The sequence below is a fragment of the Affinibrenneria salicis genome (assembly GCF_008710095.1).
In genome coordinates this window covers 102,769-128,649 of record NZ_VYKJ01000013.1, presented here as the reverse complement: position 1 = coordinate 128,649, position 25,881 = coordinate 102,769, and the positions used below count along the sequence as shown (strand labels likewise).

Genomic DNA, 25,881 nt, shown 5'->3' with positions numbered 1-25,881 from the left:
TCATCTCTGCCCGACAGACTTCAGGAAGCAGAAAAGTGAATCCATCGCTTATCGGATGGACGACGCGAGCGGAAGCGACAGCGCGGTCCGCTACGAATTTGAACGTCCCCTGCGGCGGCCCCGCAGCGACGGGTCTCAGGAATGAGGCGAATCATTGAGAACGCCGGCGCGCCGGCAGCCTGAAGGACGGCGGGTAAACGACCAGGAGGTATTCAATGTACGTTATTACCGGTGTGGATGGTAAGCTGGGTGGTAAAGTCGCTGCGGAAATGTTGCGGATAGTCCCCGGCAGCCAGTTAATTTTCACCTCCCCCTGCCCCGAAAAAATTCCGGCGCAGGAGAAGGACGAATGGTCGCAGCGCGGCGTTCAGTTGCGCAAGGCGGACTACAGCGATCCGCACAGCCTGCGCGCGGCTTTTCAGGGCGGACAACGACTATTTATGCTGTCGGCAATGACCGTGGGCGAGGTCCGTCAGCAGCAGCATCGAAACGCCATTGACGCGGCGCGCGCCGTCGGCATCGACCATATTACCTACACCTCTTTCCTGTGCGCCGGTCTGCCGGAGACCTTTCAGGTTGTCGCGGTCGACCATCGCGTCACGGAGCAGTATCTGCAGCAGAGCGGCCTGCGCTGGAACACCCTGCGCGATAACCTGTATCTGGAAAATTATCTGGTCGCCTTTGCCGCCATCGCGTTTCAGGACGGCCTGTGGCGCACCAGCGCCGGCGAAGGCACCGCGTCTTTCGTCGCGCGCGATGACTGCGCTCGCGTCGCCGTCGCGCTGCTCACCGGCAAAGGCGAAGCGGATACCGGTTACGATGTAACCGGCGGAGAATTGATTAGCGTACATCAAATCTGCGATATGGTCGCAGCGCGCTCAGGGGTGGCGCTGACGTATAGCAGCATGAGCGATGAGGAACTGTTCGCCTGGTACGACGCGCTGGGCGTACCGCGTAAAGCCACCGGCGACTTTTCCCGCTCGCCCTATCCGTGGTGCAGTGAAGATATCGTCAGCAACGAAGCGGGCGTACGGGAAGGCACGATGCGTACGATCAGCGATACGGTTGAGCGCCTGACCGGCCGTAAGCCGCTAACCGCGCAAGATTTGCTGGAAAGCGCGGCGACCAGCTGGCCGCCAGCCGAACGCGAACCCGACCGTTGAGGGATTAGAGCCGGCTCCCCGCTCAGGCGCCGGTTCAGCGTTAATATGGTTGAGCGTCTGACCGGCCGTAAGCCGCTAACCGCGCAAGATTTGCTGGAAAGCGCAGCGGCCAGCTGGCCGCTAGCCGGACGCGAACCCGACCGTTGAGGAATTAGAGCCGGCTCCCCGCTCAGGCGCCGGTTCAGCGTTAATACGGTTGAGCGTCTGACCGGCCGTAAGCCGCTAACCGCGCAAGATTTGCTGGAAAGCGCAGCGGCCAGCTGGCCGCCAGCCGGACGCGAACCCGACCGTTGAGGAATTAGAGCCGGCTCCCCGCTCAGGCGCCGATTCAGCGTTAATATGGCTGGATGCGGTCTCAGTTCTTAGAAAACAGTAAACCGATGCCCGCACAGCCGAGAAAGGAACCGCAGGCCTTATTGAATCGGCGAACGTTTCTCGCACTCTTTAGCCACTGGCTGAAATTGATGCCGACAAAGGCATAAACGGCAATCGCCACCCATTCCAGCAGCAAGAATATCGCCCCCAGCACCAGAAATTGCTCACCGGCCGGTTGCGATATCGTGATGAACTGAGGCAGAAACGCGGTAAAAATCAGAATAGCTTTCGGATTGCCCGCAGCCACCAGAAACTCGGTGCGCGCTAATTTCACCAGCGACGCGCCGGCATGCGGGCCGCCAGACAAAAAAACATCGGGTTTAGCGACCCACAGCTTAATGGCGATGTAGATCAGGTAGATTGCGCCCACCAGTTTGATAATAAAAAAGAAGGTTTGCGATGCCGCCAGCAGCGCGGCCAGCCCCACGGCGGACAAAAAAATCATGCCGACAAACGCGACGAGTCGACCAATACCGGCTAAACAGGCGCGGCCGAAGCCGTAACTGGCCGCATTATGGATACTCAGCAGGTTATTGGGGCCAGGCGCCAGATTGAGCGCAAAACACGCCGGTATAAAAATAAGTAACGTGGTTAAGGTCATTCTCGCGCCCCCTGCAGAAGGATAAGCATCAAGCCTACCCCACGCGCCGCGCCGGTTCAAGCGCGCGAATATCCGCGCCAGCGCCCTGCGGCAACTCACGCGGGACGGTGGCGCGCGCGCGGCCCCGACCGTTCTTCCCGCGCCGCCTCGCTACGCGAATACCCACGATGCCGCCGGGCATGGGGAAGGCAATACCCCATGCCAGGACACATGCCCCTATCGGTGTATATCCAGCCATATTGCACTGCATTTAAAGTGACCTGTCGGGCCGTAAGCCCGCGCGGCGCCCTGAAGCGCCCGGTTGCGCCGGCACGATGGCGATTGCCCGCCGGCGCCAGGTCTTGCTGCACACAATTACGCAATTATCCCGAGGAGTAGAGTAATGAGTAACCACCATCGGAATGAAGCCGCCATCACCATACCCTCGGCGGACCGGCTCAGCGGGCATGCTCAGGCCCCCCACTTACGTCGGGTGCTGCGTCTGCCGGCGCTGATTTTTTTCGGTCTGGTCTACATGGTGCCGCTGACCATGTTTACCACCTACGGCGTAGTGACCGAAATAACCGGCGGCCGCACGGCCAGCGCCTATTTGATCACGCTGTTCGCCATGCTGTTCACCGCGCTGTCGTACGGCATGATGGTAAGGAAGTATCCCGTCGCCGGTTCGACCTACTCCTATAGCAGCCTGGCATTCGGCTCGAATATCGGCTTTCTCACCGGCTGGGCGCTGTTGCTGGACTATCTGTTTCTGCCGATGATCAACTATCTGCTGATTGGTCTCTTTCTGAACATCGCCTTTCCGCAGGTGCCTGCCTGGGTCTTTGTGGTGGCGGCCATTGCGCTGGTCAGCGTGTTCAATACGATCGGAATCGGTTCGGTGGCCGGGCTGAGCAACGTGATTGTCGGCGCGCAGATTATTTTCGTGCTGGTGTTCATCGCCATGTCCAGTCGCCATCTTGCCGGTCTGCCGTCGCTCGATCTGATGGCGCCGTGGCTGGGCGACGGAACTCAGCCTGGCTTCCCGCCCCTGATGGCCGGCGCGGCGATACTCTGTCTGTCGTTTCTCGGCTTTGATGCGGTTTCCACCCTTGCCGAAGAAACGCCGCATCCCAAACGGGATATCCCGCGCGCCATCGTCATTACCACCGTCATCGCCGGCCTGCTGTTCACCCTGCTGGCGGTCATTAGCCAGTTGGTCTATCCCGGCAGCGTATTCAATGACGCCGAAGTCGCGGCCAACGATGTGATGATGAAAGCCGGCGGCGCATTCCTGAATAGCTTTTTCACCGCGGCCTATGTCGCCGGCGCGGCCGGCTCGGCGCTGGCCTCGCAGACTTCGGTGTCGCGCATTATCTACTGCATGGGCCGCGATAAAATCCTGCCGACGCGTCTGTTCGGCCGGCTGTCGGCGAGGTTCAACACGCCGGTGGCCGCCATTCTGGTCGTCTCGCTGATTTCGCTGCTCGCGACAGTCACCAGTCTGACCACGCTGGCGTCGATGATCAGCTTCGGCGCGCTGGTGGCGTTCTCCGCCACCAACCTGGCGGTAATCCGCTGCTATCTGCACCAGGAAGGACGTCGTCGTCCGCGGGATCTGCTGTGCTACGGTCTGCTGCCGGCCATCGGCACCGGTCTGACGCTGTGGCTGTGGACCAGCCTGTCGGCGCATACGCTGATTATCGGTCTGGTCTGGTGCGCGGCGGGCTTCCTCTATCTGTTATGGCTCACCCGCGGCTTTAGCCGTAAACCCCCGACCGTCAGTTTTTCCGAGCATCTGTAAACCCCAGACCGGCGCGTTATCCGCTCTCAGCCCGATAACGCGCCGGTCGGCGACGTCGCGCCTCCGGCAGCGGCTAAGACGACGCCCGGTCGCGCTTAGCAACAATGAAATATTATCGGAACAATTACCGATTGGCCCCGCCAGAATAACTACGTACCATAACGCCACTTCCGGCAATCGTGCTGAAAAAACAGAGATGTTTAATTTCCCCCGGGTTGCTTCAGACACGGTTGCGAGGCGGCGCGCATCGAATTTGTAGACGATCAGTCTGACACGCCGCCTACTCTTCTGAAAACGAGGTTAGTAATGAAACGCCCGCATTACCGTCTGTTGGCCACGCTGCTGCCAGTACTATCGTTCCCGCTGATTACCCATGGACAGACGTCACCCCAGTCCGCCGGGCAGGACGGCGCGGCCCCCTTGTCGTCGCCCGCCGCCGCGTCCAATCCACACCGCGATTACGTCAACCACCGGATGGAGGCCCGCCGTTTTATTAAGCAAAATGATCTGGTCTCCGCCACGCAACAGGCGCGCGCCGCGCTGGACGCCGCCCGCCTCGGCGGGAATACCTTTGAAGAGTCCGACGCAACGATACTATTGACGGTTGAGCTTCATGGCCGACAGCGCTATAGCGAAGCCCGTCAGGTGCTTGAGGAACAGGCGGCGCGCATCCGGCAAACGCCCGGCTACCGGGACCAGATTGCCATGCTGCTCAGACGCGCCACCGATGAAGCGATGGCCGGCAACGATATGGCGGCACTCGCTCGCCTGCAAAAACAAATCGTTGAAGACGGTCATGCCTGGCCGCCAATGTGGTCGCTGGACGAAGAGCGCCAGGTACTGCACTACCATACGGCACATCTCTCGCTACCGCTGCGGGTCGGCGCATGGAAACTGGTCCAGTTCGAACCGGCGATGGAGCGCCATGGCATGACCCGGCTGGAATATACCATGGGGGAACACGGCGTCATTCTGGCCAACGCCAGCATCATGCTGTCGTACAGTGAAAGTCAGCGCGAACAGGATGATGCCAGCCGCCGCGCTCAGCTTGAAAAACGCATCATGGCTTTCGACGACGCCAAAGCGCCGCACACTGCCAGTCCGCTTTCTGCCCTGCCGTTCGACGGACTGATCGCCGTAAGCCGCGTGAAACAGCCTGAAGACCCGCAGGGCTATCGCAGGGCCCAATGGCTAGCCATGCGCGACGACTGGTATGTGAACATCCATTCAGACTACGAAGCCAAAGATGAGCAGCGCGTATTGCCGCAGTTAAACACGCTGTTTGCCGCGCTGCAGTGGCCGGACGCGCCGCGGCTGTACCGGCAGACCAGCATGGAGCAGCGCAACCGTGAAATCGAATCGACCGGACTGCAGGGGCCGAACTGGTCAGCGGCGGCCAGTCTGGCGCAACAGGCGCTGCCCGACGCCGTCTTTCCCGACGAAATCGTCCGCATCAATACGCTCATCGCGCTGCAGGCCTATCAGCGCGACGATCTGGCCGACGCGCAGCGATATTTCGAAACGGCGTTTAACGCCTCGGAATATAGCGACCGGCAGGACTCGCTCTACCCGATAATGCTGGATCACGCGGCGGACGTCGCCTGGCGACTGGGGCGCACGCGCGAAGCGCTGGCGCTGAGTCAAAGGCTCATACAGCGTTCAGAAAATATGCCGCCTGAATGGGAACTGGCGCAAGGGAGCGACCGGCTAACCAACGCCCGGTTGGGCTTATCGCTGCCGCTGCGGCAGGGCGATTTCCATCTGGTGCCCGTGGCTAATGAGTCCTTTCGCTATGAAGATCTGCGAACCGGCGCACATTTAAAGCTACGTATTATGCAAAATACACGGCAGTCCGATGAAAAATTGAACCGGATAATCAGAAATCCGCTGGAACAGGACCAGGGATTCCGGGTACTGAACATGCGCAAAGAAACGTTTCAACCGGCTAACGCCGGCGGCGAGAGCGGCGATCTGCGCGGCCGCAAATGGATCTACGATCTGGTCAGGGCCATTCCCGACGAACACGAGGAACAAGGGAGCCAACAAACCCTGCGGCTGGTTTATTGGATCGTCGATCGCGGGACAAACCGTATCCTGATGAATGCGGCAGGCGAGGATGAAGCCAGCGTCGGGTCGCTGGTCAGCCAACTGGCATGGTAACCCGCGACGCCTCGCCCGGTCGGCGGCCATTTTGCTTTGCGCGCGGCTGATCGGCGCGAACGCCATACAGCGGCGCAGCTATTCAGAGCGGCGTTTTTATCGCTGCGCCCCTCAACTGGCGGCCGTTATTGCTTTCTGTTTAAAACCTAAATGGACGGATGGCGAAAACCGGCCGCGGCTCACCATTTACACCGCCGGCGCTAAAGTTCTTACCGGTCAGGTCGATGATCGTACCGTAACCTATCATCTTTCCTAATCAAGGCAGGTGTAACTATGTTCCGCGCATTGTCTATTCGTACTGGCTTATTGATTCTATTAACATTAATGGCGCTATTGCTGCTAAGCGTCAGTACAGTGGGTATTATGGCGATTAATAACAGCTATAGCGCACTCAACGCCGTCAATCTGACCCAGGGCACTCAGTTAGGCAATCTGGCCAGCAGCAACACCAATATGCAGCGTATTCGCGTGGTCGCCTCGCTTTCCGTACGCAACATGGAAGTGAATAAACCGCAGGAGGCCGCCGCCGGAGCCGGGCGCGCCGCCCAATATGCCGATACCGCGCGCGAGGAACTACAGCGCTTCCTCGCCGCGGCAAAAGGCACGGGCCAGGGCGAAGTGCTGGCCAACGACATCGACCAGGCCTGGCAGGCCTATTTTTCGCAGGGCATTCAACCAATGCTGGAAGCCCTGAACAAGCAGGATATTTCGGAATACTATTATTTAACGGAAAACCGCCTGCGTCCGCTGGGCACCGCTTTCGATAAAGCCAACAAGGCCTTTTTTGACTACGCCCAGCAAACCGGTCAGCAGCAGTTGGAGAAAGCCAGCAGCGACAGAACGCGCATGCTGTTGATCATCGGCGTCTGCGGTCTGCTGACGATTGTGCTGATATTGCTGGCCTGGGTGGTGCTGCGCAAAATGTTGCTCACGCCGCTCAATACCGCGATCCGCCATCTGGAATTTGTCTCCAGCGGCGATCTCACCCAAACGCTGCCTGAATCCGGCGACAACGAACTGGGCCGCCTGAATGCCGCGTTGCAAAGTATGCAACAGTCGCTCGCCGCATCGGTAACCCGGGTACGCGACGCCTGTATGCAAATAGATGTCGGCAGCCGCGAACTGGCGCTCGGCAATGACGACCTGTCGCGCCGAACCGAAGTCTCCGCCTCTTCGCTGGAGCAAACCGCGGCCAGCATGGAGCAACTGACCGCTACCGTTAAACACAACGCGGACAACGCCGAACAGGGCCATCAACTGGCGGCCGGCGTCGCCGATATCGCCAACCACGGCAATAAAGTGGTGCAGGACGTGATGAATAAAATGAAGGAGATTTCGCAGAGCGCCAACAGTATCGGCAGTATCCTCAGCGTCATTGACGGCATCGCGTTTCAGACCAACATTCTGGCGCTGAACGCGGCGGTGGAGGCGGCGCGCGCCGGCGAACAGGGCCGCGGTTTCGCCGTGGTGGCCAACGAGGTCAGAACGCTGGCGCAGCGCAGCGCGCAGGCCTCCAAAGAAATTCATACGCTGATTGCGGACTCCAACCAGCGCGTCAATGAGGGGACTCAATTGACCACGCAGGCGGGAGAAACCATGTCGACCATCGCCGAGCAAATCGTTAACGTCAACGTATTGATTAAAGAAATTTCGCACGCCTCCAAAGAGCAGAGCCACGGTATCGATCAGATCAACGTCGCGGTAAATCAGATGGAAGAGGTGGCGCAGCAGAATGCCGCGCTGGTGGAAGAGTCCGCCACGGCGACTCGCTCGCTGGAAGAACAGACCCGGCAGTTGATCATGGCGATGTCGTCGTTTAAGGTCGACGATTCATCGCTGGTGCCGCTGGGCATTAGTCAGGCGTAACCGGTCATATCGATATGACCGGGCAGACGAACGCCCGGTCCCGTTTCCGCCCGACGCGCAGCGCGCGCTTCCCGTCAGTCGGCGCGCCGCGGGCGACGGAGCCGGAACAGTAACCGCCGGCGCTGCGCGCTCAGTGCTACCGCGACAGATTCGCGCCGGTCAAAATACAGGCGACGGACATCCGCGCGTCGATGAGGTACCCGCCCGCGCGGATACCCGCCAGCGCGGCGGCGCCCGCCGGCTCCAGCAATACGCCGGCGCAGCGGGCCGCGTCGTCCATCGCCCGGCGGATATCCTCGTCCTCCACCAGCACTATCTCATCCACGCCGTCCCGCATATCGCTCAGCGCTTCCGGCACCGGCACGCGTACGGCCAGCCCATCGGCGCAGGTCCGCACGCTATCGTTGATCACGACCCGCCCCATGCGCCAGCTCTTTTCCATCGCGTCGGCCCCGCGCGGACAAACGCCGATAAGACGGGTATCCGGCGACGAGGCTTTCACCCAGCGCGCGATGCCGCTGATTAGCGCGCCATTGCCCAACGGAACAAAAATCGCATCGTAGTGCGCCGCGCGCAGCAACTCGACGGCGATACTGCCCGCGCCTTCGCTGACTTCCGTCTGCCGGCCGTCCTCAATAAACCAGCTGTCGGTGCGCGCGGCGAAATTTTTGGCTTCCCGTTTAGCGCTGTCGAAATCCTGCCCCGCCAGCCGGATGTCGGCGCCGTAGCGTTCAATGGCGGTCAGCTTGACGCGGCTGGCATTGCGCGGTGCGAAAACGGTGACCGGGCGTTGATATTTCGCCCCGCCCCATGCCAGCGCCAGCCCCCAGTTTCCGGCGCTGGCGCAGACGATCGGACGCGTTTCGCCGCGCTGCGCGGCGCGAGCCAGCACGAAATCCGCCCCGCGCCCTTTAAAGCAGCGCAGCGGATTGGCGGTCTCCAGCTTCAGCATCAAACGGCAGCCCAGTTCCTCCGACAGCGCCGGGCAAACGTATTGCGGACTGTGCAGAAAAAGCGGATCGATCGTCTGCGCGGCCAGTAAGATATTGTCCAGACTCAGACGCTGCGGCCGGCGCTGCGCGCCGATGAGCTGCGCCCGCTCGCGGATCGGTCTGATGGCGTCGTCGCCCAGCGCGCGCGCCGTCATCAGAATACCGTCGAGATGATCATACTCATGCTGAATCAGTTCGGCCATCTCCGGCGGCAGCTTCTCCCAGCGCCGGGGCCGGCCATTCTCATCCTGCCACGCCACGCTGATACTGGCATGACGTTCGACCTGCACCACAAGATCAGGCACGCTGAGGCAGTCGTCCCACACCGTCTGCCGTTCGTCGCTGCGCCAGACGATGGACGGGTTAATCATGGAAAACGGCTGGCCGCCCAGTTGCAGCACAATAATGCGCAGCCCAATCCCGACCTGCGGCGCCGCCATCGCGCGTCCAAATTGCTGACGGAGGCGAAAATCCTGCAGCGTCAGGTGCATATTGTCCAGCAGTTGGCGCAGCGCGTCGTCGAATTCCACCACGGGCAGCGCCGTCGATAATAATGCCGGCGCCGGATCGGTCAGAATGGTGAGGATTTTTGCCATGTTTGGTCTCCCGGTAAAAGTTATACTAGCTTACCTGGAAACGCTGGTTTACCACCGCGTAATCACGCTCATCATGCGGGAAAACGACAAAATGAACGGGCAAAATGCGGCCAAACCTGGCCGGACGCCGGGCTCACCGGCGATGGATATGTTGGACCGCCGGATTCTGGCCTGCTATCAGCAGGATACCCGGCAGAGCGCCGCGCAGATCGGCGCGGAGGTTGGCCTGTCCGCCGCGGCGGTGCAGCGGCGCCTGAAGGCGATGCGGGAACAAAAAATCATCGTGCGGGAAACCGCGATTGTCGATACCGGCGCGGCCGGTTTCCCCGTCACCTGCGTGGTCGGCGTCGACCTGGAAAAGGAAGGCAATCAATACATCCGGGATTTTAAACGCGCCATGCGAAACCACCCTTGCGTACAGCAGTGTTACTACGTCACCGGCGAATACGATTTTATTTTAACCGTGGTCGCGCCCAGCCTGGCGGATTACGAGACATTCACCCAGGACGCTATCATGAGCAACGAGAACGTCGCCCGTTTTACCACCTGGGTCGTGATGGATGCGGTCAAAGTCGGCTGCTCGCTGCCGTGGTCATCCGCGAGCGCCCTGCCGCGCTGACCCGCCGCCGCGTTTTCCCGACGGCGCGTTTTCCCGATGGCGGAATTCAGGGCGGTATGATCACCAGCTATCGCCGCCTCCGCCGCCTCCGCCGCCGCCGCTGTCCGACGATCCCCCACAGTCTGACGAGCCGCTATCGGACGAACCGTAGTCGCGGTCGCTGGTCGTCGAGGATGCGTGGGCCACCAACGAGTTCAGCCCGGTGAGGTGCTGCCAGCCATAGTCCGCCGAATCATGATCCGCCCGGCAGACGCCGCTCAGCTGATGCAGCTGTTCATCCGTCGCCAGATGCTGCATATCCAGCGCCAGCATATAAGGCAGCGGCGTCTCACTCTCGACCATTTGCGGCCAGTGCGCGCCCGCGCGGTCTAAACGCTGCGCCGCGCGGCGGTCCGCTATCTGCTCGCTCAGCCCGCGAATTTGCGCCAGCAGGTTTTCTCCCTGCTGAGTGTAAAAAGGCTGAGCGCGGTGATAATAAGCGAACAAATAGAGCGGCGCCAGAAAAGCGCTCAGTATGCCGGCCGGCATCTCGCTAATCAGGCTGCCGCTGACGGCAAGCGCCAGCAGCAGCGCCACCGCGCCGTGAAGCGGCAAAAAGCGGCAGCAGGCGGCACGCAGCGGACGCCGACGACCGGCTTCCTGCGCCCGCGCCCTCCACCGGTTCAACAGTCGGCCGAAGAGCAGAGACAGCAGCGTCGTGCCGAAAGCATACTGCGCCAGGGTCGCCAGCGTGTCGCCGACGCTGAGGTAAAAGAAGTTGCACAACAGCGGGATGACGGCCGCCAGCATCGCCCACAGGCCGATTTTTTTCTTGTTGTAGAACAGCCGCTCGCAGCAGAATCGCCAGTAGTATTCCTCCAGCGTCTTGCGGGCGGCCACCAGCACCGGCTGATAGCGATAGCCCAGTACAATCTGGCCATCGGTTTGCTGCTGCAGCGATTGCCACAGCAACCGGGCGGCGGGAGGCAGGCGCTCAATGCTGGCGTCGTCGGCCGGCAGCAGCACTAATTTTTGTTTATCAAACGGATTGCTGCCCTGCTCCCAACGCAACAGTCCACGATCGACCAGGTAGAGCAAATCGCCGGCAAAGCCCCGATATTCAATGTGACGATTCGTCACTAAGCTGACCAGACCGGGCGTCACCTCCGGCGGCAGCGGATTTCTGTTGAGCGGCGGCCGGAACACCCTGGGCGTCGGATTACGCCGCGGCAGATAGATCAGCGCGTAAATCAGCAGCAGGCCGAACGGCAGCCACAGATACAGCGTATCCCGCTCCGGCCACAGGCCATGCCAGGCTACTTGAATCATCGGCATTCTGGCGAACAGCCACGCCTTTATATTCCGCATCGACAACGGCGCCAGTGCGCTATCGGGCCAGGCCAGATGTACGCGAAACCCTTGATGCGGCGCCAGCGGTCCAGGCGCGGAGATAACGCCCTCCGCCCCCAGCAGCGCGGGCTGCTGCGTCGGCCCGACGGTGGCGCTAATCAACGTAACGCGGTTGTCCCAGCCGTTCGCGCCGCGATGTTCCTTTTCCTGCGGCAAATGGAGCTGGAAGCTCGCCTGCCTGATGACAAAAGGCCAGCCGTTGCCGACCACATTCCACAACAGTTCGTCCCGCCTCGCGAGCCGCAGCCTGGCGCCGATCGCCTCATAGCGAATCACATACTGATGCGGGCCGTCGCTCAACAGACGGTCCGCATTGCCGATATTCCACGTCAGACTATGCCCGTACGATATTTCGAAATACTTCTCTGGCTGGCCGTCGCGCGTAATATCAAGCAGATGATAATCAATCTGGCGCAATGAGCCGTCCGCATCCAGCCAGTCACGCGGCAGCGTACGGGTAAGGCCGTGGCCGTATCCCTGATTGTCGATAAGCAGCGATTCCGTGACCAGCACACGGCCATCGTCCTGGATATCGATGCGGACGGCATAGTTATAGATAAATTGAATATTCGCATGGCCAATGCCGGGCGCCAGCAGACCGAGCAGCAGCGTCAGGCAGAGGCGATAGCGACGGAAGAAACGGCGCGATGCACAAACGGCGGGAAGAGGGGGTAACACCTGTTAAATTCCTTTTCATTTAGCGGAGCGACGGCGCGACGGACAATGCGCGCAAGACGATGTCGGCGCCGCGCCGCCCGAAGAATCGGGGGATTATCGCCTGACGAATCAGCCGAATGCAATGCGCATAGTCTGATTCGCCGCAGATGGCCGCGCACCGGCGGCGGCGACAGGAAAAGGAGCGTGGACGAAGCCGACCGTTTCATACCGCTGACAACCCACGCCGACCGCCGTCGCGGCCGGCGCCCGCGCGACTCCGCTGGTTACAATAGGTTCCCGCCTCGTCAGGAACAGCCAGGAGGAGATGATCCCCCGAGTCTGTCTGCTTCAGTCGGGCGAAACCACCGCCTGCAGCGCACGCGGAGATTACTTCTCCAGCGGCCGATACGGCGTAAACAAATCGGCGCCGGCCCACGCCGGCGGCGTGAAGCTCATCGTCGCCCCGCGGACATAGCCCGACGCCTGATTGACGTCGCCTTTACCGTCCCAGACGGCGCTATACGGCCACGGCCAGACCGGGCGCGATCGCACGATCTTCGGCGTTGCGGCGGGGGCCGCATTCAGCGCTGTCCCCGCCGCCCCGTCGCCTTTGCCGACCGGCGCGCCGAAATCGCTGGCGGCCGACTGCTCGGGCTGGCTGGCGATAACCGCATCCGGGGCAATCCCCTTCTCAACCCAACTCATCATCGGCGTCAGTAGATCCACCTGATACGGTCCTTCTCCACCGCTGCAGTGGTACATGCCGGGAAACAGATACAGGCGAGTAAAGCGTTGCGCCGTTGCGCCCATCTGGTTCTGTACCGCGTTGTAATACGCCAGAGTGTTAAGCGGCGAAATATGCGGGTCGGCCCAGCCGTGCCACAGGATTAGCTTACCGCCCGCTTTCTCAAAGGCGGACAGGTCGGGATTGGTGGCGTCGAACAGCGCATGACGGGCGCGCAGTTTATCGAAAGTCGCCAGATCAAAGCGCATATCCGCCAGAGCGAAACCGGCCGGCGGATTGGTTTCGAACGCCATATGGCGCAGCACCTGCAGCGCGACCATCTCGCTGAAGATTTTCTGATCGGCGGCGTTCGGCACATAGACGCCGGCCCATGACAGTTCGGAACCGAACTGCGGGCCGCCGACGGTCAACGGCATACCGGTCGCCGCATCGCTCGGCCCCTGATAAAATTTGCGCGCCACCGCCACTTCCGCCGCCGTCAGACAGCCAGAACGATCCGACGCATCGGCGGCGCACTGCACGACAGCCGGATCGAAACGACAGGCGAGCGGATTGGCAATCAATCCGTCGACCTGTCCGTCAAGTTTATCGCAGGCCTCGATCACCGCCTGATGCAGGATCGGCAACCGGGCGGCCAGCAGAATCGGCTGACCGTCGGCCCCGCTATTGGCGCGCGCCTGCCAGGCGTGGAATATCGCATTCTGCGTCTGGAAATTAAGCGCGGCGGCGCCGGCGATAATGCCGTCGAAATCGTCGGGATAGCGCTGCGCCGCAATCAGCGCTTCACGGCCGCCGTCGGAGCAGCCGGTAAAATAGGCGAAGGCCTCTTTCCGACCGTAAAAAGCGCGAATCAACGTCTTCGCGGCCACCGCCGTCAGATGCTGCGCGCGGTGCGCGAAGTCGGCGCGCTTTTGCGCATCCTCACCGAACGCCCCGTCCTGATCCTGATGCCCCATATCGGTGGCGGCGATAACAAAACCGCCGGCATTTAGCGGCGCGCAGCCGTCGGCGGCGCCGACGCTGTCGCTGATGCGGCCGCACAGACCGCCGCAGCCGATCTGCAGATAGCGTTGAGTCCAGCCCTGCACGGGCAACTGCACCTGAAAATGAATCGCCGGAGCAAGGACGCCCTCGACGCGGCATACGGTTCCGCCGCGGCCGGCGCTCTCCAGCGCGGCGTTGATCTTACTGCCGGCCCCGCCAATCGCGCTAAGATCGACAGCGGTCAGCGACGCGCAGCGTTGCGTCGGCGCTACCACGCTCAGCGCGGCGTACGGCTCGGCCGATGACGCGCCGGTTTGCGCCGCGCGAACGGCGACGGACGCCAGACCGCAGCAGGTCAACGCCGCGCCGGCCAGCCAGGCGTAGCGCGCCAGGCGCATCAGCCGGGCATGAATAACGGAAGAAGCGGCGAGCCGGCCCTCTTCCCGCAGTTGCCTTCTTTCAGACATCAGCAAAACCCCTTGTTGTTGGTTTTATTATTATCGCGCGCCGCCGGACCTGGGGTAACGGCGGCAACAGGCGGAATCACCGCGTACGGCGGCATAGAACGTGAATTGCGCGTTCGCGGCGCCAGCCAGCCAGCCAGCCAGCCAGCCAGCCAGCCAGCCAGCCAGCCAGTACAATGGCACCCATATAGATTCCCTCAAGCCGTGTCGGTTAGCCAACCATGCGTCGCCCGCCTTGCCGGCAAAGCGGGAAGGCGGGCGAATTCGCCTGTTTATTCGGCCCGCGCTCCGGCGCGGCCACTCGCTACAGCCGCACCAGCGGCTTGCCGGAAAACTGGCGGTGGCGCAAGTCATCCAGCAGGCGCGCCAGTTCGCTGAACTCGCGCACCACCTGCGCCTCCGGCTGCAAACGCTGACCGGCGATCTCGCTCAGCAACCGTTCGCCCGCCGCGGTCAGGCGCGACCATGATGCATCGTCGCCGAACCGGTGCAGCGCCCCCAGCGCCACTTCATGCAGCGACAGCGCCCGGCCAAACGGCGCGCACGGCCACTGTTCCAGTCGCCCCTGAATACACACCAGGTGTCCATTGGCCAGCAGAGCCGGCGCCAGCTGCGCGGCATGCCGCTCGTTGACGCTATCGATCACCGCATAGAAACGCGCGTCATCCTGCGGCCAGCGTTGATCCGCCGCCAGCGGCCCGGCGAGGCACTCACTGGCGCCGAGCGCCTGCAGCCGCGCCCAGTGGCGCGCATGACTCAGGGTGGTGACGCTAAAACCGCGCGCCGCCGCCAGTTGTACCAGATAGTGTCCCACCGCGCCCCCAGCGCCGCTGATCAACACCGGCGAACCGGGCTGAGGCGGTACTTTCTCCAGCGCCAGCCAGGCGGTCAGCCCCGGACAAGGGAAACTGGCCGCGACGCTAACATCCATACCGTCGGGAACGCGCAGCAGGGCGCGGGCTACTATCGGGGTGTATTCGGCAAAGCTGCCGGGCTGCTGCAGATTCTGATGATAAGCGACGCGCTGGCCGAGCCACTCGCTCGCCACGCCGTCGCCGACGGCGACCACGATGCCGGCCCCGTCCACGCCCGGCACTTTACCGCCCCGCCAGTCAACCAGCGCGCCGCCGAGCACTTTCCAGTCGACCGGATTCAATCCGATAACCTGGTTGCGCACCAGCGCCTGGCCGGGCGCCGGCGGCGCCATAGGGATTGACTCCAGCGCCAGATCCTGCGGCTCAGCGCTATTGCGCCAGCGCCACGCCCGGTAATCCGCGGGCAGCGCTTCAAAGTTCTGAACATTTTCATCACACATACATTTTACTCTCTGCGGATGCCCGCACCGATCAGGTCGGCAAGCGACTGGCCGATAAGAGAAAACTGAGCGGACAAGGTGGCACATGATTATTCTGCTGTACGAGAGTAAAACGCCGCCGTCGCGATGTAAATTCACGCTTTGTTATGAATCTCATAAGGAAGCGTAATAATGCAGCGGCACGATGGAAGAGGAACTCGACAAGGGCGATAAGCGGCGCAGTTGCGCGCGGGCGATCCGGGCCGACAGACGTGTAACTCGCCGTTGTTAACCGTTGCCGGCGAAGCGCCGTTCGGTGCCCTGCCCCGCTGGAAGAAGAGTGGCGGGAAATCCGCCATTGGCGAACAGCGGCGACGCTCGCACAGTCAGGCACCCGTCACAAATAGAGGCGCGCGCGGCGAGCCATTGCCGGGAGGCGTGCCGGCGCCGGCAACCACGATTAAAACTTATAGCAATCCCAGTAGGAACCAAAGTCGGGCAGAATATGGCGGCGCAGGGCGTTTTGCGCACGGGCAATATCATTGCCTTTCAGCGACGATACAATTTCCATATGTTGTTCAAATGAACTATTCATATGTGCCTGGTTGCTGCCGAGATAATTCCTCGCGGTAGCCATTCTTGATGAAATAAGTTCGTAAGAGCGCTGAAAATAGATATTCTGGCAATAGGAAAAAAGCGCTTCATGAAACAAATTATCCAGACTAATATATTCAAGCGACGAGCTATTACTGATGCAAATAGCCATTTTATCAAGAATAAAGGAAATTTCCTGCACCAGCTGCTTCGGATTTTTATTCAGCGATAACGCCATCGCCTTCGATTCGATATAATAGCGAAACTCCAGTAATTCATTGAATTCAGAGTCATTAAAGACAAAAACAAAGGTGCCGCTTTTGGGTTTTATTTGTACAAGCCCTTCGCTTTGTAATCTTCTGAGCGCGTCTCTGACGGGCGCTTTGGTGGCGGCCAGACGGTTGGCAAGAACGGTTTCTGATAATTTACTGCCCATTGGCAGGCTGCCGTTAATGATCATCTCTCTAATTCGTCTGTATACGACATCTTTTAACAGATTTTGGATCATATTTTCACTTTGCTCTGTATGTTTACTGCCCTGTACCAGTAAATTTCGGCTTGCAGACAGGCGGCAGCGAGTGAAAAAACAGGTGGAACAGATCTAAACGCCGCTGGCGACACCCCAGGGGGAAGCGGGTAACAACGCCAACACACCTGCAACCTGAGAAATGAAGGGTATAACATATTTGAGGCAATACGAAAATAATATGAATAAAGTTTCCCGCGTCTGACGATAATAATCGTCCCGCAGGCGCGCGACACGACACGGATCGCTCTGGCCGGACGCCTCGCCGTGAGCGCCACGCGGGGCCGACATACGGCGCGCGCGCATCACGGCCAGTCCGCCGCCGGTCTGCCGTTACGCCCGCCCCAGGCGATTATTTCGCTGCCGGCAACGGATAACCGGCTTTGATAATGTCGGTCAGCTCCGGCATGGAAAAGGTCACGGACATTTTCACCAGCGCGGGAAAAAAGACCAGCGGCGAAGGGAAAATTTGGGCGACATAACAGTTTTTAAGATTTTCGCCGTCCACTTCCGAGCCGGGAAGCAATGCAGCCGCTTCAAGACCCGATTCCAGCCAGTCGAGGATGACCGTCGGTTGCGCAATACGCATAATGACATTCGGGTGTACCCCGCTTTTACGGAAGTGCTCCATCAGTATTTCGTAAGTGCCAGGGTCTTTGGAACGATGTAATAACAGCAGCGGGAAACGTCCCAGGTCAAAGCAGGATAATGCGCCCTGCGGTTTTTCCGACAAAAGATGTTTATTCACTACCGCCACCAGCGGGACAGGATTAAACACGATGCAATCGAATGCTTCCGGCCTCGCGGGTTTCTGCATCAGAGCGACATCCAGCAATCCCTCATTCAGCAGCGACTCCAGATTGCCGGAGTCAGAAACAGAGATATTTAACTTCAAATCCGGGTGCCGGCGATATAATTCGAGAAACAGTGGTTTAAAGTAAGACTGGAAAAGATGCGTCAACCCGATACGCAATACGCGATTTTCACGATTTGAAATTTGTATTGTTTCGCGCGCGGTATCGTCAACCTGACGTAAAATCTCGCATGCTTTTCGATACAAATAATAACCGGCCTCGTTCGGTTCAACTTTCCGCCCCGCACGAATAAACAGCGGAATATCTAATTCCTCTTCCAGTTCCTGAATGCGTTTACTGAGCGGTGGCTGGGCAATATTCAACGCGCGCGCCGCCTGGCTAATGGATCCCTGCTCAACCACCTTACAAAAATATTTTAATCTTTTAAAATCCATAATAACGCTCCGGCCGATAGTGCAGATACACAGCGTGATACTGGCACCGCCAAAGGATAAACACAACGCCCGCCGCGCGACGTCGCCTCCCCCGTTGCGAATAAATTTTTTCCGTATTAACTAAAAAATCGGCACGGCATTTTCCCGGATGGTTAAAATAGACTTTGCCGATGAAAAATATAATAATCACCTCTTGTGTTGAACATTTTTCGACCAAAATTATGTTGCCCGCCATCCGGCATAAAGCCCCAGGCGGCAATATCCTCAGTCGCCAAATACCCTTCAATCCGCCAGATATTTAACATGCATCGTTATCCTTTAACATCGCAGCATAATTAAGCGCCATTTATTAACCAGTAGCCCAGGGAATGCGGAAAAAGGCAACAAGCAGAGGACAAACGGGTCGGGAACGATTTATCCAGCCGGCAGTTGGCCTTCGGTGAAAAACAGGACGTTGCTCATTAATCCCAATGCGCTTACACCATTAAATGATTCTGGCGAAAAATCCATCGGGAGCAGACTTGAATGCCGCGAGCGACGGATTCACAGGAATATATCCACATACGGGCAGAATATCTTCGCGCAGACAACGCACCGTCAGCTTAAATAACTTCGCACATTGATGCTTCACGTCTCATCGTGCGAGGCCAGTACTGGTGGGGTGTCATGTCCTGCATGCGTAGCGCTATTATGCGAAGCTATTTAAAGTATGATGAGTATATATCCTTATTTAATCTGGACCTTATAACATAAACGGCATTTGTTCGTGGCGGCGCAGAGGAATATGTTTTGGGGTAATAACAATCACTCTGAAAATACAGGACAATGCCATGCCCCCTCCAAAATAACTCACGAAAAAAATCAGGCACATGATTTGCGCTCCGCCATCGAATTATTAAAAACGCGGCCGGGCGAATTAGTCGAAACCGATGTTGAAGTGGATCCCCAGGCGGAACGCTCCGGCATTTATCGCTATGTCGGCGCGGGCGGCGCCTGCCAGCGGCCGCCCCGGAAAAACGCCCCGCGAATGATGTTCGACAAGATTAAAGGCTTCAACAATATCAGCGTCGCCATCGGCCTGAACGGTTCACGTAAATGCATTGGCCAATTCCCCGGTTGCGAGCCGCGGCGACTGGGCCATCAGTTGAAAGACGCCGTACAGCATCCCATTGCGCCGCCTGAAGTGAGTGCCGATGACGAAGTGATGGACTATCGCTGGATTACGCTGACGGACCTGATAGGGCGACCCGCACCGCCCGCCGGGCATTCAGCGCCTGGATGGCAGGTCAGCTTTTCCTGCGCCGACGCGCGGGAAAAGCTGCTGGCCTTCACCGCCGAACCGATGCGCCAGGGGGCGTCCCGTAACTGCTTTTTGTACAGATCAGCATTGTTGTAACGGTGCAAAAAACGCGTTTAAGCGATAAAAACAGGCCTGAAAATGCTCAATATTCAAGCCAAAATCACATTCCGGAAATGATTACTACATCACTTTTTGGTATGCAGGAGGTTAAGGGATACCTCCTGGTGAGCCTTGTGGTGCCAGTAGGCCACGGCGCGCAGCAGTTGCGCATCGCCGGCGCCCTGCGCCGTCAGATAATCGCCAATGCGCTTCACCCGCTCCCCTTCCCCGGTCACCCACAGGAAATAATCCTGCGCCGGCAGCTTAAGCTGGTCAAGCCGCCCGAACAGACGCCGTTCTGCGCTATCCGTTCCGTCCTGCACGAACCATTCGGGCTGAAAGGCGCCCTGACCGGCCAGATAATCCTTATCCGATGCGTCATTCAGCATAACGAGCGCCGTGACTTGCATCGCCCCGCCGTGGCGCTGCAGCGCGTCGAGCCGCCTTTTCAAGGCCGGCAGCCCGGTTTCATCACAGATATAGAGCTGCCAGCCGTATGCTTCCGGCACCACCAGCGACGCGCGCGGGCCGCCGATAATCAATTTATCGCCCGCCCGGGCGGTTCGTGCCCAGTCGCTAGCCACGCCCTGCTGATGCAGGTAGAAATCGATGGCTAATTCGTTGCGCGCCGCATCGAACAGCGGCGTGTAGTCGCGCGCCGGCGGCCGCGCGCCGTCCGGCCAGACGATCCCTTCGTCGGTAAGAGCAGGCAGGGCGGCGTCTTGCGACGCCGGGAAAAACAGCTTGATATGGTCGTCAAATCCGCGCGTTTCGAATCCCTGCAGGTCCGCGCCGCTGAAGACCAGACGCTGAAATCCGCCGCTGACGCGCTCGCTGCGCGTGACGGTAACGGCGCGAAAACGCAGTTCATTGCGCACACGAGCCGGATACTGAGTTGTTGATGTAGTCATGTTCTCTCCGAATGCGTAACGTTATAGAAATTTATAGCCTAAATAATCCGCGGCGCGGGACAAAACGTTGACCTATTGAACGACGCAACGTGCAGGCGCTTTAAGGACGAGGCGCATTTATGCGCCGCCGTCACGCGATAAACGAACGATCGCCGCCCTCGCGCCACCGACGTGCTGCATACGATACCGCCGAGTCAGCCGCCGCAACTCGCCGCCCGCGACGTGCGGCCTGACGAGTATGGCATCACACGCCTTACCTTTCGGCGCCGGACGACCGGTTAATCGAGCATAATGCCGCCGTCCACCGCCAGACGCTGACCGGTAATAAAGCCATTCTCCAGCAGGAAGATATAGGCCGATGCCAGTTCATCGATCGTCGCCAGCCGTTTTAGCGGAATGACGGACTCGAAATGCCGGCGAGTCTGCAGCACCTGCTCCGACGGCACGTCGCGCCAGAACGGCGTCGGCGTCCAGGTGGGCGCGACGGCATTCACCCGGATATCGGGCGCCAGCTCCGCCGCCAGACCTTCGACCAGCGCATTAATGCCCAGGTTGCCGACATAGCTGGCGCAGGCGTGCTGCGCCCGACCGCCGGTACCCGAAGTAAACACCATGCTGCCGCCCGGCGTAAGCTTTTTGCCGGCCAGCTGGCCAATCAGCACATTGGTGATGAATTTCGAATGAATCACATGTTCGATAGTGGCGATATCGGCAGCCATAAATCCTCCGCCCATTACATCGCCGACCATCGAAACCAGATGATCAATCGGCCCGATTTGGTTAAAGAAATCCGCCAGCGACGCCGCGTCATGGGCATCCACCGGGTAGGTTTTCACCTCAACGCCGAAAGCGGTTAACCGATCGCGCGCCTGCGCCAGCCGCTGTTCGTTGCGGCCGGCGATAACCAGACTGCCCCCTTTCTGCGCCGCCATCTCCGCCACCCGCAGACCGATGCCGGAACTGCCGCCGATAATCGCCAGCGTCTTATGTTTTAATCTATTCATCGCGTTACTCCCGAACCGCCGCTGCGGCGGCCTGCGTCATCTGAGAATCATTAGCGCCGTGCGCGCCGCTGACGACGACCGCGCCAATAACTTCGCCCGCCGCCAACGGCACTCCGCCTTCCAGCGGCGTCCCCGGCGTGGCCACAAAGCCCGGCCGACCGTGATTGATAAAATTATTGAACTCGCCGGAGGACGCGCGCAACAGCGCCGCGGAGCGCGCCTTCTGCAACCCCTCCCTGCCCGATACGCCGATGCGGCCGTCATCTGCGTCGAATCTGTCGAACGCCGCCAGTTGCCCGCCGGCATCCACCACCACCACGCTGATATGCCAGCCGTTATGGCCGGCTTCGGCATGGGCGGCGGCGATAACGCGCCAGTCTCCCGCTAACGTGACGGTTCGAATCTGCCGGTATCCACAGGGGAATGTATGATATTTTCCTCGTATCGCTGTGTATCCGGCGCAAGTGTCGCCACGGCCTTGGTTTGAATACGATATATCTAAAAATCATGTTCAAATGATAATCACGGTAACAAAATGTGTTTTAGCTCGCCCAATAGACTATCGAATAAAATTAGACTTTATTCTTATTCGACCGCCTTGCGGCACACCGCATCGTTTGGGGTATGATTATTAAATCAAACGATATCAACAAATTAATAAAAAACATTTTTTTACACTTCTCGCCTGCCCTACCGCCGCCATTGACAGACTCACAATTAAAGATATAGTTAGATATATCTAAAATCATAAAGGAAATACCATCATGGATAAACATCACCACCATGGCGACCGCCAGGGACGCCGTGAACAACACCTTGATCAGGATAAACAACATGAGACGGGGCGCGCGCATGGAGAAAAAAGAGACGGCGACAGAGGTCGACGCGCAGAGCGCCACGGCGTGCAGCGACGTCAGCGCTTTCTCGCCCATGGCGATCTGCGCCTGATTATTCTGGATCTGCTGAGCCGCAGCGCCAGCCATGGCTACGAGCTGATTAAAGCGATCGAATCCCTGACCCTGGGCCACTACAGCCCGAGTCCCGGCGTCATCTATCCGACACTCGATTTCCTGCAGGAACAGGAGCATATTCGCGTAAGCGATGAACTCAATGGCCGCAAGATACTCGAGATCAGCGATAGCGGCCGGCAGTTCCTCGCCGATAATGCCGAACCGCTGCACAAGATCCTTGAGCGCATCAAAGCGCGCGCCGTCGGCGCGGAGCTGCGCAAAAATCCGGAGATGAAACGCGCGATCGATAACATCAAATCCGTACTCGATCTGAAAATGAACCACCACAAAATTGATGACGATACATTGAAAAAAATTATCGGCATCATTGATAACGCGGCGCAGGAAATCGCTCAGTTACCCTGACGATACGGTAAAGCCGGCGACCTGAAGGCGGCAAGCCGGGAGCGGTCAATCCGCGGGCGGACTAAGCGCTCAATGCCGTTTGCCCGGAGGGGAATGGCCGGACACATCGACAAACGACAGGCGGTTACATCAAGGCGTAATGCGCTTTCACATCATCAAATATCGCAGTCAGGACCGAAATAACGGAAGACATTTGCTGGCGTAAATAGAAATGCCCGCCGGAAAATATTTTCAGGTCAAAACCTGACGCGCCATACATACGCCAGTCACATGCCTGCTCCCGCGTCAATTCGTGGTCTTCACGGCCGATAAAAGCACTGACAGGCACGGGTAACGGCGAGATAACCGGCGCCGGCCGATATTGCTCGATTAGACAATAATCATTCCGAATAACCGGCAGCAGTAACGCGCGTAATTCAGGCGACGAGAAGAGCGCGGAGGACGTTCCGCCCAGACGCGATAGCGTTTCGCACAGCGTCGGATCATCAGCAATATGCAAACTTCCCCCCTGATGATGAACCGGTGCCTCACAAGCCGATACGATTAAGTGCTCCGGCAAGCGTAGTCCAATACGAGACATAGCCTGGCAGAGTTCATACGCTACGATACCGCCCATACTGTGCCCCAATAAGACATACGGACGATCGAGCAACCCGCGTATCTCCTGTGTTAAAGCGTAAATCAGTTCAGACATGCAACCTACCAACGGCTCGTCGATACGCTCTTCTCGCCCCGGATACTGTACGGAGATAACATCAATATCATCAGGCAACGCTTCCCCCCAGTCGCGGAAGAAACTCGCCGCGCCGCCGGCATGGGGTAAACAAATTAATCTCACTGCCGCGATCGGTCGTGATTGATAACGCCGCAGCCATGGAGAGGTGATTATTGGATATAAATCGATATGCATACTCAGCTCCCCGCTATGCTTTCTATATTAGCCAGAATCGTCTCTGCAGCCAGAGGCAATGACTCCGGCGGCGTAACGGCCCGCGGAGGACCAAGCTGCATTCCCAATTTACTCCATGCCCGGCAAACCGCTAACATAGACTGAATCCGGGCAGGATTATTCTCTCCAGACAGAATCTCTGCGCGAAAACGCTGCAAAGCGCGCCCCGTGGCCCGGCTCCAGTAATCATTGAAAACGCGATGATAAGATGGCGCTTCACCGTTGCCGATGAGCGTGCTGACGGAAAGATTTAGCGCCTCGTTGTTAGCAGATAAGTCGATGACGCCATCCTTGCGCCGCAAAAGGTGCATTCGGGGATGCCAGAGGATCTGCCCGTGGCTGTCAATCAAAGTTAACGTGCCGCCTTCCGTACCGAGTGATATTTGATGAAACAGGTGAATGTGATTATCCGGATCGCGCGGGTCAAGCTGATTTTGTACCCGCAAGGTCAGGGGCACACCGCCAACTACCCCGCCAACACAAGTAAAAACGCTCTCTACAGCACCCGATACGGGCTGATGCGTAAAGGACCACGGACGGAGGGTCCCCAGCATCTGACTAATAATATCCATTAACGGATACAGGACATGGATGCTGCATGCCGCATCCAGGAAGATGGCCCGGCGCTGACTCAATACATAACGGGCTACCCGAATAAAATGCGCGACCGATTCCACATCAGGATAAAAGCCATTCAGCCGATACTGGCATCCCTGTTGACGCGCAACGCGCAACAAGTCGGCCAGCTCATCAGGATGTAACGGTTGCTCCTGCAGGACATGAATGCCTCGCTCAAGCAAAGCCTTAGCAAGGCAGGTACCTGCGCCACCGACCACCCCGGAACGAACCACTACACAGGCAAGGTCAATACCCGGAGGCAAGTCTGCGATAGACGTGTAAAGCGGGACACCAAACCGCCCTGCGCACTGATGAGCGAAGGCGCTACCGCGCGCAACGATACCGGCCAGCTCAAAATCATTTCGTTCTCGATCAATGCCGTTTAAATACGTTTGACCAAAGGTGGTTCCACAAACAATCGTGCGCAAACGACGCGTTTGTCCGTTCATAGCGTGCCCTCCTCGCTGGCTATACTTTCCGACTCAGGCGGGGTCACTACGTCTATGCTCAGTGCGCTAATCACTTTCCAGGCTCGCAGCTTATCCAGCACGCTGGAGGTGGAAAGAAAATCTGCTGCGGTGTAACTACCTGGCTGGCAAGGAATATTTAAAATATGCAGCACAGCGCACGCGGCCACTGCGCCACTCACCCGGTAGCTATCCACCGCGCTGAGCACCGCTCGCACGCAACGCCTTTTTCCGTGACGTTCGCCCTCTATTTCAACGACCTGACGGTAGAACGGCGTCTGTCCGGCAGAATCCAGATCCGACGCTCGCACCAGATCGGCGGTTGCCTGTTGTAGCTGTAGCATATCGGGTGGATCGCTTAGCCCCAGTCGTCCCACCCAACGGCTCATGACCTCCATCGGACCGGCATCAGGCATAACGTTGTGCCATTGCAAATCTTGTAACGACAGACGCCGTGCGACACGTTCAATTTCTCTCGAGAGAAAGGGCTGAACACACATTCGCAAAGGAAAGCCGGGGATATAAACATTGCGGATCAGTCCGCTAGTGCTATCCACCCGAACGCCTTTACGCCATATCGCCCCAGCCAGTCCAAATCCCTGGATGGCGCTTAGCAAAACATCCATACCCGCCGCCGGCGTACAATGTTCTCTCCCGCCAGTCCAGCCGCGGAGTTGATGGGCGTGATCGAAATATTTATCCACGATGTATTGCGGCAACATAGCCGAAAGCCCTGGATAAACGCCGGCTGAATGGACCACCCGGCGCTCGGTCTCAGGTAACCGGGCATCAAGTTGCTGCTCCAGCAGCGCACCGCCAAAAGCATCAACGTAATCAGCCCCCGCCGCGTCGGCGGCCCGCAGAACGCGATCGCCGATCTGACCTGACGGCCCCGCCGCATTTAAAATCACTCGACAGCCGGAACAAAAGCGGGCCAACGATATCCGATCATAGACATCGACCGCCTGCCAGCAGGTTTCCGGGTCAGTACCCGGACGCCGGGTTCGGTAACCGGCCTTCGGCGCATATCCGTCAGACCGGAGCAAGGCTAATGCGGCTCCTCCTACCGCGCCGCTGGCGCCGATAATACCAATCTGCCGCAT

At 58.9% G+C, this 25,881-nt stretch carries 20 protein-coding genes and 1 pseudogene; 7 read left to right on the top strand and 14 right to left on the bottom strand.

Annotated elements, in window-relative coordinates:
* The first annotated feature begins 215 nt into the window (after window positions 1–215).
* Window positions 216–1,163 (top strand): NAD(P)H-binding protein, encoded by a 948-nt coding sequence (locus FJU30_RS20975; protein WP_150436923.1) that lies wholly within the window; start codon window positions 216–218, stop codon window positions 1,161–1,163.
* 355 nt (window positions 1,164–1,518) lie between these two features.
* Here the strand turns inward: FJU30_RS20975 and FJU30_RS20970 are convergent, their stop codons facing one another.
* The gene (locus FJU30_RS20970; RefSeq protein ID WP_150436922.1) at window positions 1,519–2,139 is read right to left on the bottom strand and encodes a LysE family translocator; all 621 of its coding nucleotides are present in this window, start codon (window positions 2,137–2,139) and stop codon (window positions 1,519–1,521) included.
* Between the two features lie 382 nt (window positions 2,140–2,521).
* On the opposite strand from FJU30_RS20970, the gene FJU30_RS20965 reads away from it, so the two are divergent.
* From FJU30_RS20965 to FJU30_RS20955, 3 genes are all read left to right on the top strand, one after another.
* A complete protein-coding gene (locus tag FJU30_RS20965) occupies window positions 2,522–3,919 on the top strand; it encodes an APC family permease (RefSeq protein ID WP_150436921.1) in 1,398 nt (465 codons plus the stop codon).
* Between the two features lie 306 nt (window positions 3,920–4,225).
* Window positions 4,226–6,079 carry a hypothetical protein gene (locus tag FJU30_RS20960; protein WP_150436920.1) on the top strand — a complete coding sequence of 618 codons (1,854 nt, stop codon included), beginning with the start codon at window positions 4,226–4,228 and terminating at the stop codon, window positions 6,077–6,079.
* A 273-nt stretch (window positions 6,080–6,352) separates the two neighbouring features.
* Window positions 6,353–7,945 (top strand): methyl-accepting chemotaxis protein, encoded by a 1,593-nt coding sequence (locus FJU30_RS20955; RefSeq protein ID WP_150436919.1) that lies wholly within the window; start codon window positions 6,353–6,355, stop codon window positions 7,943–7,945.
* Window positions 7,946–8,081: 136 nt separating this feature from the next.
* Here FJU30_RS20955 and FJU30_RS20950 read toward each other — a convergent pair whose 3' ends face one another.
* The gene (locus tag FJU30_RS20950; protein WP_150436918.1) at window positions 8,082–9,533 is read right to left on the bottom strand and encodes a pyridoxal-phosphate dependent enzyme; all 1,452 of its coding nucleotides are present in this window, start codon (window positions 9,531–9,533) and stop codon (window positions 8,082–8,084) included.
* Between FJU30_RS20950 and FJU30_RS20945 the strand changes: the two genes are divergently transcribed.
* The gene (locus FJU30_RS20945) at window positions 9,532–10,152 is read left to right on the top strand and encodes an Lrp/AsnC family transcriptional regulator (protein WP_223881659.1); all 621 of its coding nucleotides are present in this window, start codon (window positions 9,532–9,534) and stop codon (window positions 10,150–10,152) included. The two genes, FJU30_RS20950 and FJU30_RS20945, sit on opposite strands and share 2 nt — an antisense overlap.
* 60 nt (window positions 10,153–10,212) lie before the next feature.
* On the opposite strand, the gene FJU30_RS20940 is transcribed toward FJU30_RS20945, so the two are convergent.
* The 6 genes from FJU30_RS20940 to FJU30_RS26910 form a co-directional block, all read right to left on the bottom strand.
* Window positions 10,213–12,219, bottom strand: coding sequence for a DUF2207 domain-containing protein (locus FJU30_RS20940; protein WP_150436917.1), 2,007 nt, complete (start codon window positions 12,217–12,219; stop codon window positions 10,213–10,215).
* Window positions 12,220–12,585: 366 nt separating this feature from the next.
* A complete protein-coding gene (locus FJU30_RS20935; RefSeq protein WP_223881658.1) occupies window positions 12,586–14,394 on the bottom strand; it encodes a tannase/feruloyl esterase family alpha/beta hydrolase in 1,809 nt (602 codons plus the stop codon).
* Window positions 14,395–14,695: 301 nt separating this feature from the next.
* Window positions 14,696–15,706, bottom strand: a complete 1,011-nt coding sequence (locus FJU30_RS20930) for a zinc-binding dehydrogenase (protein ID WP_150436916.1) — start codon at window positions 15,704–15,706, stop codon at window positions 14,696–14,698.
* Between the two features lie 439 nt (window positions 15,707–16,145).
* On the bottom strand, window positions 16,146–16,787 hold the full coding sequence (locus FJU30_RS20925) for a GntR family transcriptional regulator (protein WP_150436915.1): 642 nt from the start codon (window positions 16,785–16,787) through the stop codon (window positions 16,146–16,148).
* A gap of 370 nt (window positions 16,788–17,157) precedes the next feature.
* Complete coding sequence (locus FJU30_RS20920; RefSeq protein WP_150436914.1) at window positions 17,158–18,054, bottom strand: LysR family transcriptional regulator; 897 nt, start codon at window positions 18,052–18,054, stop codon at window positions 17,158–17,160.
* A gap of 152 nt (window positions 18,055–18,206) precedes the next feature.
* A complete protein-coding gene (locus tag FJU30_RS26910; RefSeq protein WP_191091660.1) occupies window positions 18,207–18,359 on the bottom strand; it encodes a hypothetical protein in 153 nt (50 codons plus the stop codon).
* A 539-nt stretch (window positions 18,360–18,898) separates the two neighbouring features.
* Between FJU30_RS26910 and FJU30_RS27305 the strand changes: the two are divergent.
* Window positions 18,899–19,231 (top strand): annotated as a pseudogene (locus FJU30_RS27305) (UbiD family decarboxylase); the annotation flags it as partial.
* Window positions 19,232–19,539: 308 nt separating this feature from the next.
* Here the strand turns inward: FJU30_RS27305 and FJU30_RS20910 are convergent.
* The 3 genes from FJU30_RS20910 to FJU30_RS20900 form a co-directional block, all read right to left on the bottom strand.
* Window positions 19,540–20,364: a siderophore-interacting protein gene (locus FJU30_RS20910; RefSeq protein WP_150436912.1), complete on the bottom strand. Its 825-nt coding sequence runs from the start codon at window positions 20,362–20,364 to the stop codon at window positions 19,540–19,542.
* Between the two features lie 278 nt (window positions 20,365–20,642).
* Window positions 20,643–21,368, bottom strand: a complete 726-nt coding sequence (locus FJU30_RS20905; protein WP_150436911.1) for an SDR family NAD(P)-dependent oxidoreductase — start codon at window positions 21,366–21,368, stop codon at window positions 20,643–20,645.
* A 4-nt stretch (window positions 21,369–21,372) separates the two neighbouring features.
* Window positions 21,373–21,771 carry a GlcG/HbpS family heme-binding protein gene (locus tag FJU30_RS20900; protein ID WP_223881664.1) on the bottom strand — a complete coding sequence of 133 codons (399 nt, stop codon included), beginning with the start codon at window positions 21,769–21,771 and terminating at the stop codon, window positions 21,373–21,375.
* Window positions 21,772–22,132: 361 nt separating this feature from the next.
* Between FJU30_RS20900 and FJU30_RS20895 the strand changes: the two genes are divergently transcribed.
* Window positions 22,133–22,744 (top strand): PadR family transcriptional regulator, encoded by a 612-nt coding sequence (locus FJU30_RS20895; RefSeq protein ID WP_150436909.1) that lies wholly within the window; start codon window positions 22,133–22,135, stop codon window positions 22,742–22,744.
* Window positions 22,745–22,868: 124 nt separating this feature from the next.
* Here FJU30_RS20895 and FJU30_RS20890 read toward each other — a convergent pair whose 3' ends face one another.
* The 3 genes from FJU30_RS20890 to FJU30_RS20880 are packed head-to-tail and all read right to left on the bottom strand — an operon-like array spanning window position 22,869 to window position 25,881.
* Window positions 22,869–23,654: a thioesterase II family protein gene (locus tag FJU30_RS20890; protein ID WP_150436908.1), complete on the bottom strand. Its 786-nt coding sequence runs from the start codon at window positions 23,652–23,654 to the stop codon at window positions 22,869–22,871.
* Window positions 23,655–23,656: 2 nt separating this feature from the next.
* The gene (locus FJU30_RS20885; protein WP_150436907.1) at window positions 23,657–24,760 is read right to left on the bottom strand and encodes a Gfo/Idh/MocA family oxidoreductase; all 1,104 of its coding nucleotides are present in this window, start codon (window positions 24,758–24,760) and stop codon (window positions 23,657–23,659) included.
* The gene (locus FJU30_RS20880; protein ID WP_150436906.1) at window positions 24,757–25,881 is read right to left on the bottom strand and encodes a saccharopine dehydrogenase family protein; all 1,125 of its coding nucleotides are present in this window, start codon (window positions 25,879–25,881) and stop codon (window positions 24,757–24,759) included. Before FJU30_RS20880 ends, FJU30_RS20885 begins: the two co-directional genes overlap by 4 nt.

Bases quoted from the DNA above. Each gene is read 5' to 3' on its own strand.
- FJU30_RS20945 (WP_223881659.1), top strand. From the start codon at position 9,532: ATGTTTGGTCTCCCGGTAAAAGTTATACTAGCTTACCTGGAAACGCTG.
- FJU30_RS20920 (WP_150436914.1), bottom strand. From the start codon at position 18,054: ATGGATTTTAAAAGATTAAAATATTTTTGTAAGGTGGTTGAGCAGGGA.
- FJU30_RS26910 (WP_191091660.1), bottom strand. From the start codon at position 18,359: ATGTTAAATATCTGGCGGATTGAAGGGTATTTGGCGACTGAGGATATT.
- FJU30_RS20885 (WP_150436907.1), bottom strand. From the start codon at position 24,760: ATGAACGGACAAACGCGTCGTTTGCGCACGATTGTTTGTGGAACCACC.
- FJU30_RS20905 (WP_150436911.1), bottom strand. From the start codon at position 21,368: ATGAATAGATTAAAACATAAGACGCTGGCGATTATCGGCGGCAGTTCC.
- FJU30_RS20935 (WP_223881658.1), bottom strand. From the start codon at position 14,394: ATGTCTGAAAGAAGGCAACTGCGGGAAGAGGGCCGGCTCGCCGCTTCT.
- FJU30_RS20965 (WP_150436921.1), top strand. From the start codon at position 2,522: ATGAGTAACCACCATCGGAATGAAGCCGCCATCACCATACCCTCGGCG.
- FJU30_RS20955 (WP_150436919.1), top strand. From the start codon at position 6,353: ATGTTCCGCGCATTGTCTATTCGTACTGGCTTATTGATTCTATTAACA.
- FJU30_RS20890 (WP_150436908.1), bottom strand. From the start codon at position 23,654: ATGCATATCGATTTATATCCAATAATCACCTCTCCATGGCTGCGGCGT.
- FJU30_RS20910 (WP_150436912.1), bottom strand. From the start codon at position 20,364: ATGACTACATCAACAACTCAGTATCCGGCTCGTGTGCGCAATGAACTG.
- FJU30_RS20975 (WP_150436923.1), top strand. From the start codon at position 216: ATGTACGTTATTACCGGTGTGGATGGTAAGCTGGGTGGTAAAGTCGCT.
- FJU30_RS20950 (WP_150436918.1), bottom strand. From the start codon at position 9,533: ATGGCAAAAATCCTCACCATTCTGACCGATCCGGCGCCGGCATTATTA.
- FJU30_RS20930 (WP_150436916.1), bottom strand. From the start codon at position 15,706: ATGTGTGATGAAAATGTTCAGAACTTTGAAGCGCTGCCCGCGGATTAC.
- FJU30_RS20970 (WP_150436922.1), bottom strand. From the start codon at position 2,139: ATGACCTTAACCACGTTACTTATTTTTATACCGGCGTGTTTTGCGCTC.
- FJU30_RS20880 (WP_150436906.1), bottom strand. From the start codon at position 25,881: ATGCGGCAGATTGGTATTATCGGCGCCAGCGGCGCGGTAGGAGGAGCC.
- FJU30_RS20960 (WP_150436920.1), top strand. From the start codon at position 4,226: ATGAAACGCCCGCATTACCGTCTGTTGGCCACGCTGCTGCCAGTACTA.
- FJU30_RS20895 (WP_150436909.1), top strand. From the start codon at position 22,133: ATGGATAAACATCACCACCATGGCGACCGCCAGGGACGCCGTGAACAA.
- FJU30_RS20925 (WP_150436915.1), bottom strand. From the start codon at position 16,787: ATGATCCAAAATCTGTTAAAAGATGTCGTATACAGACGAATTAGAGAG.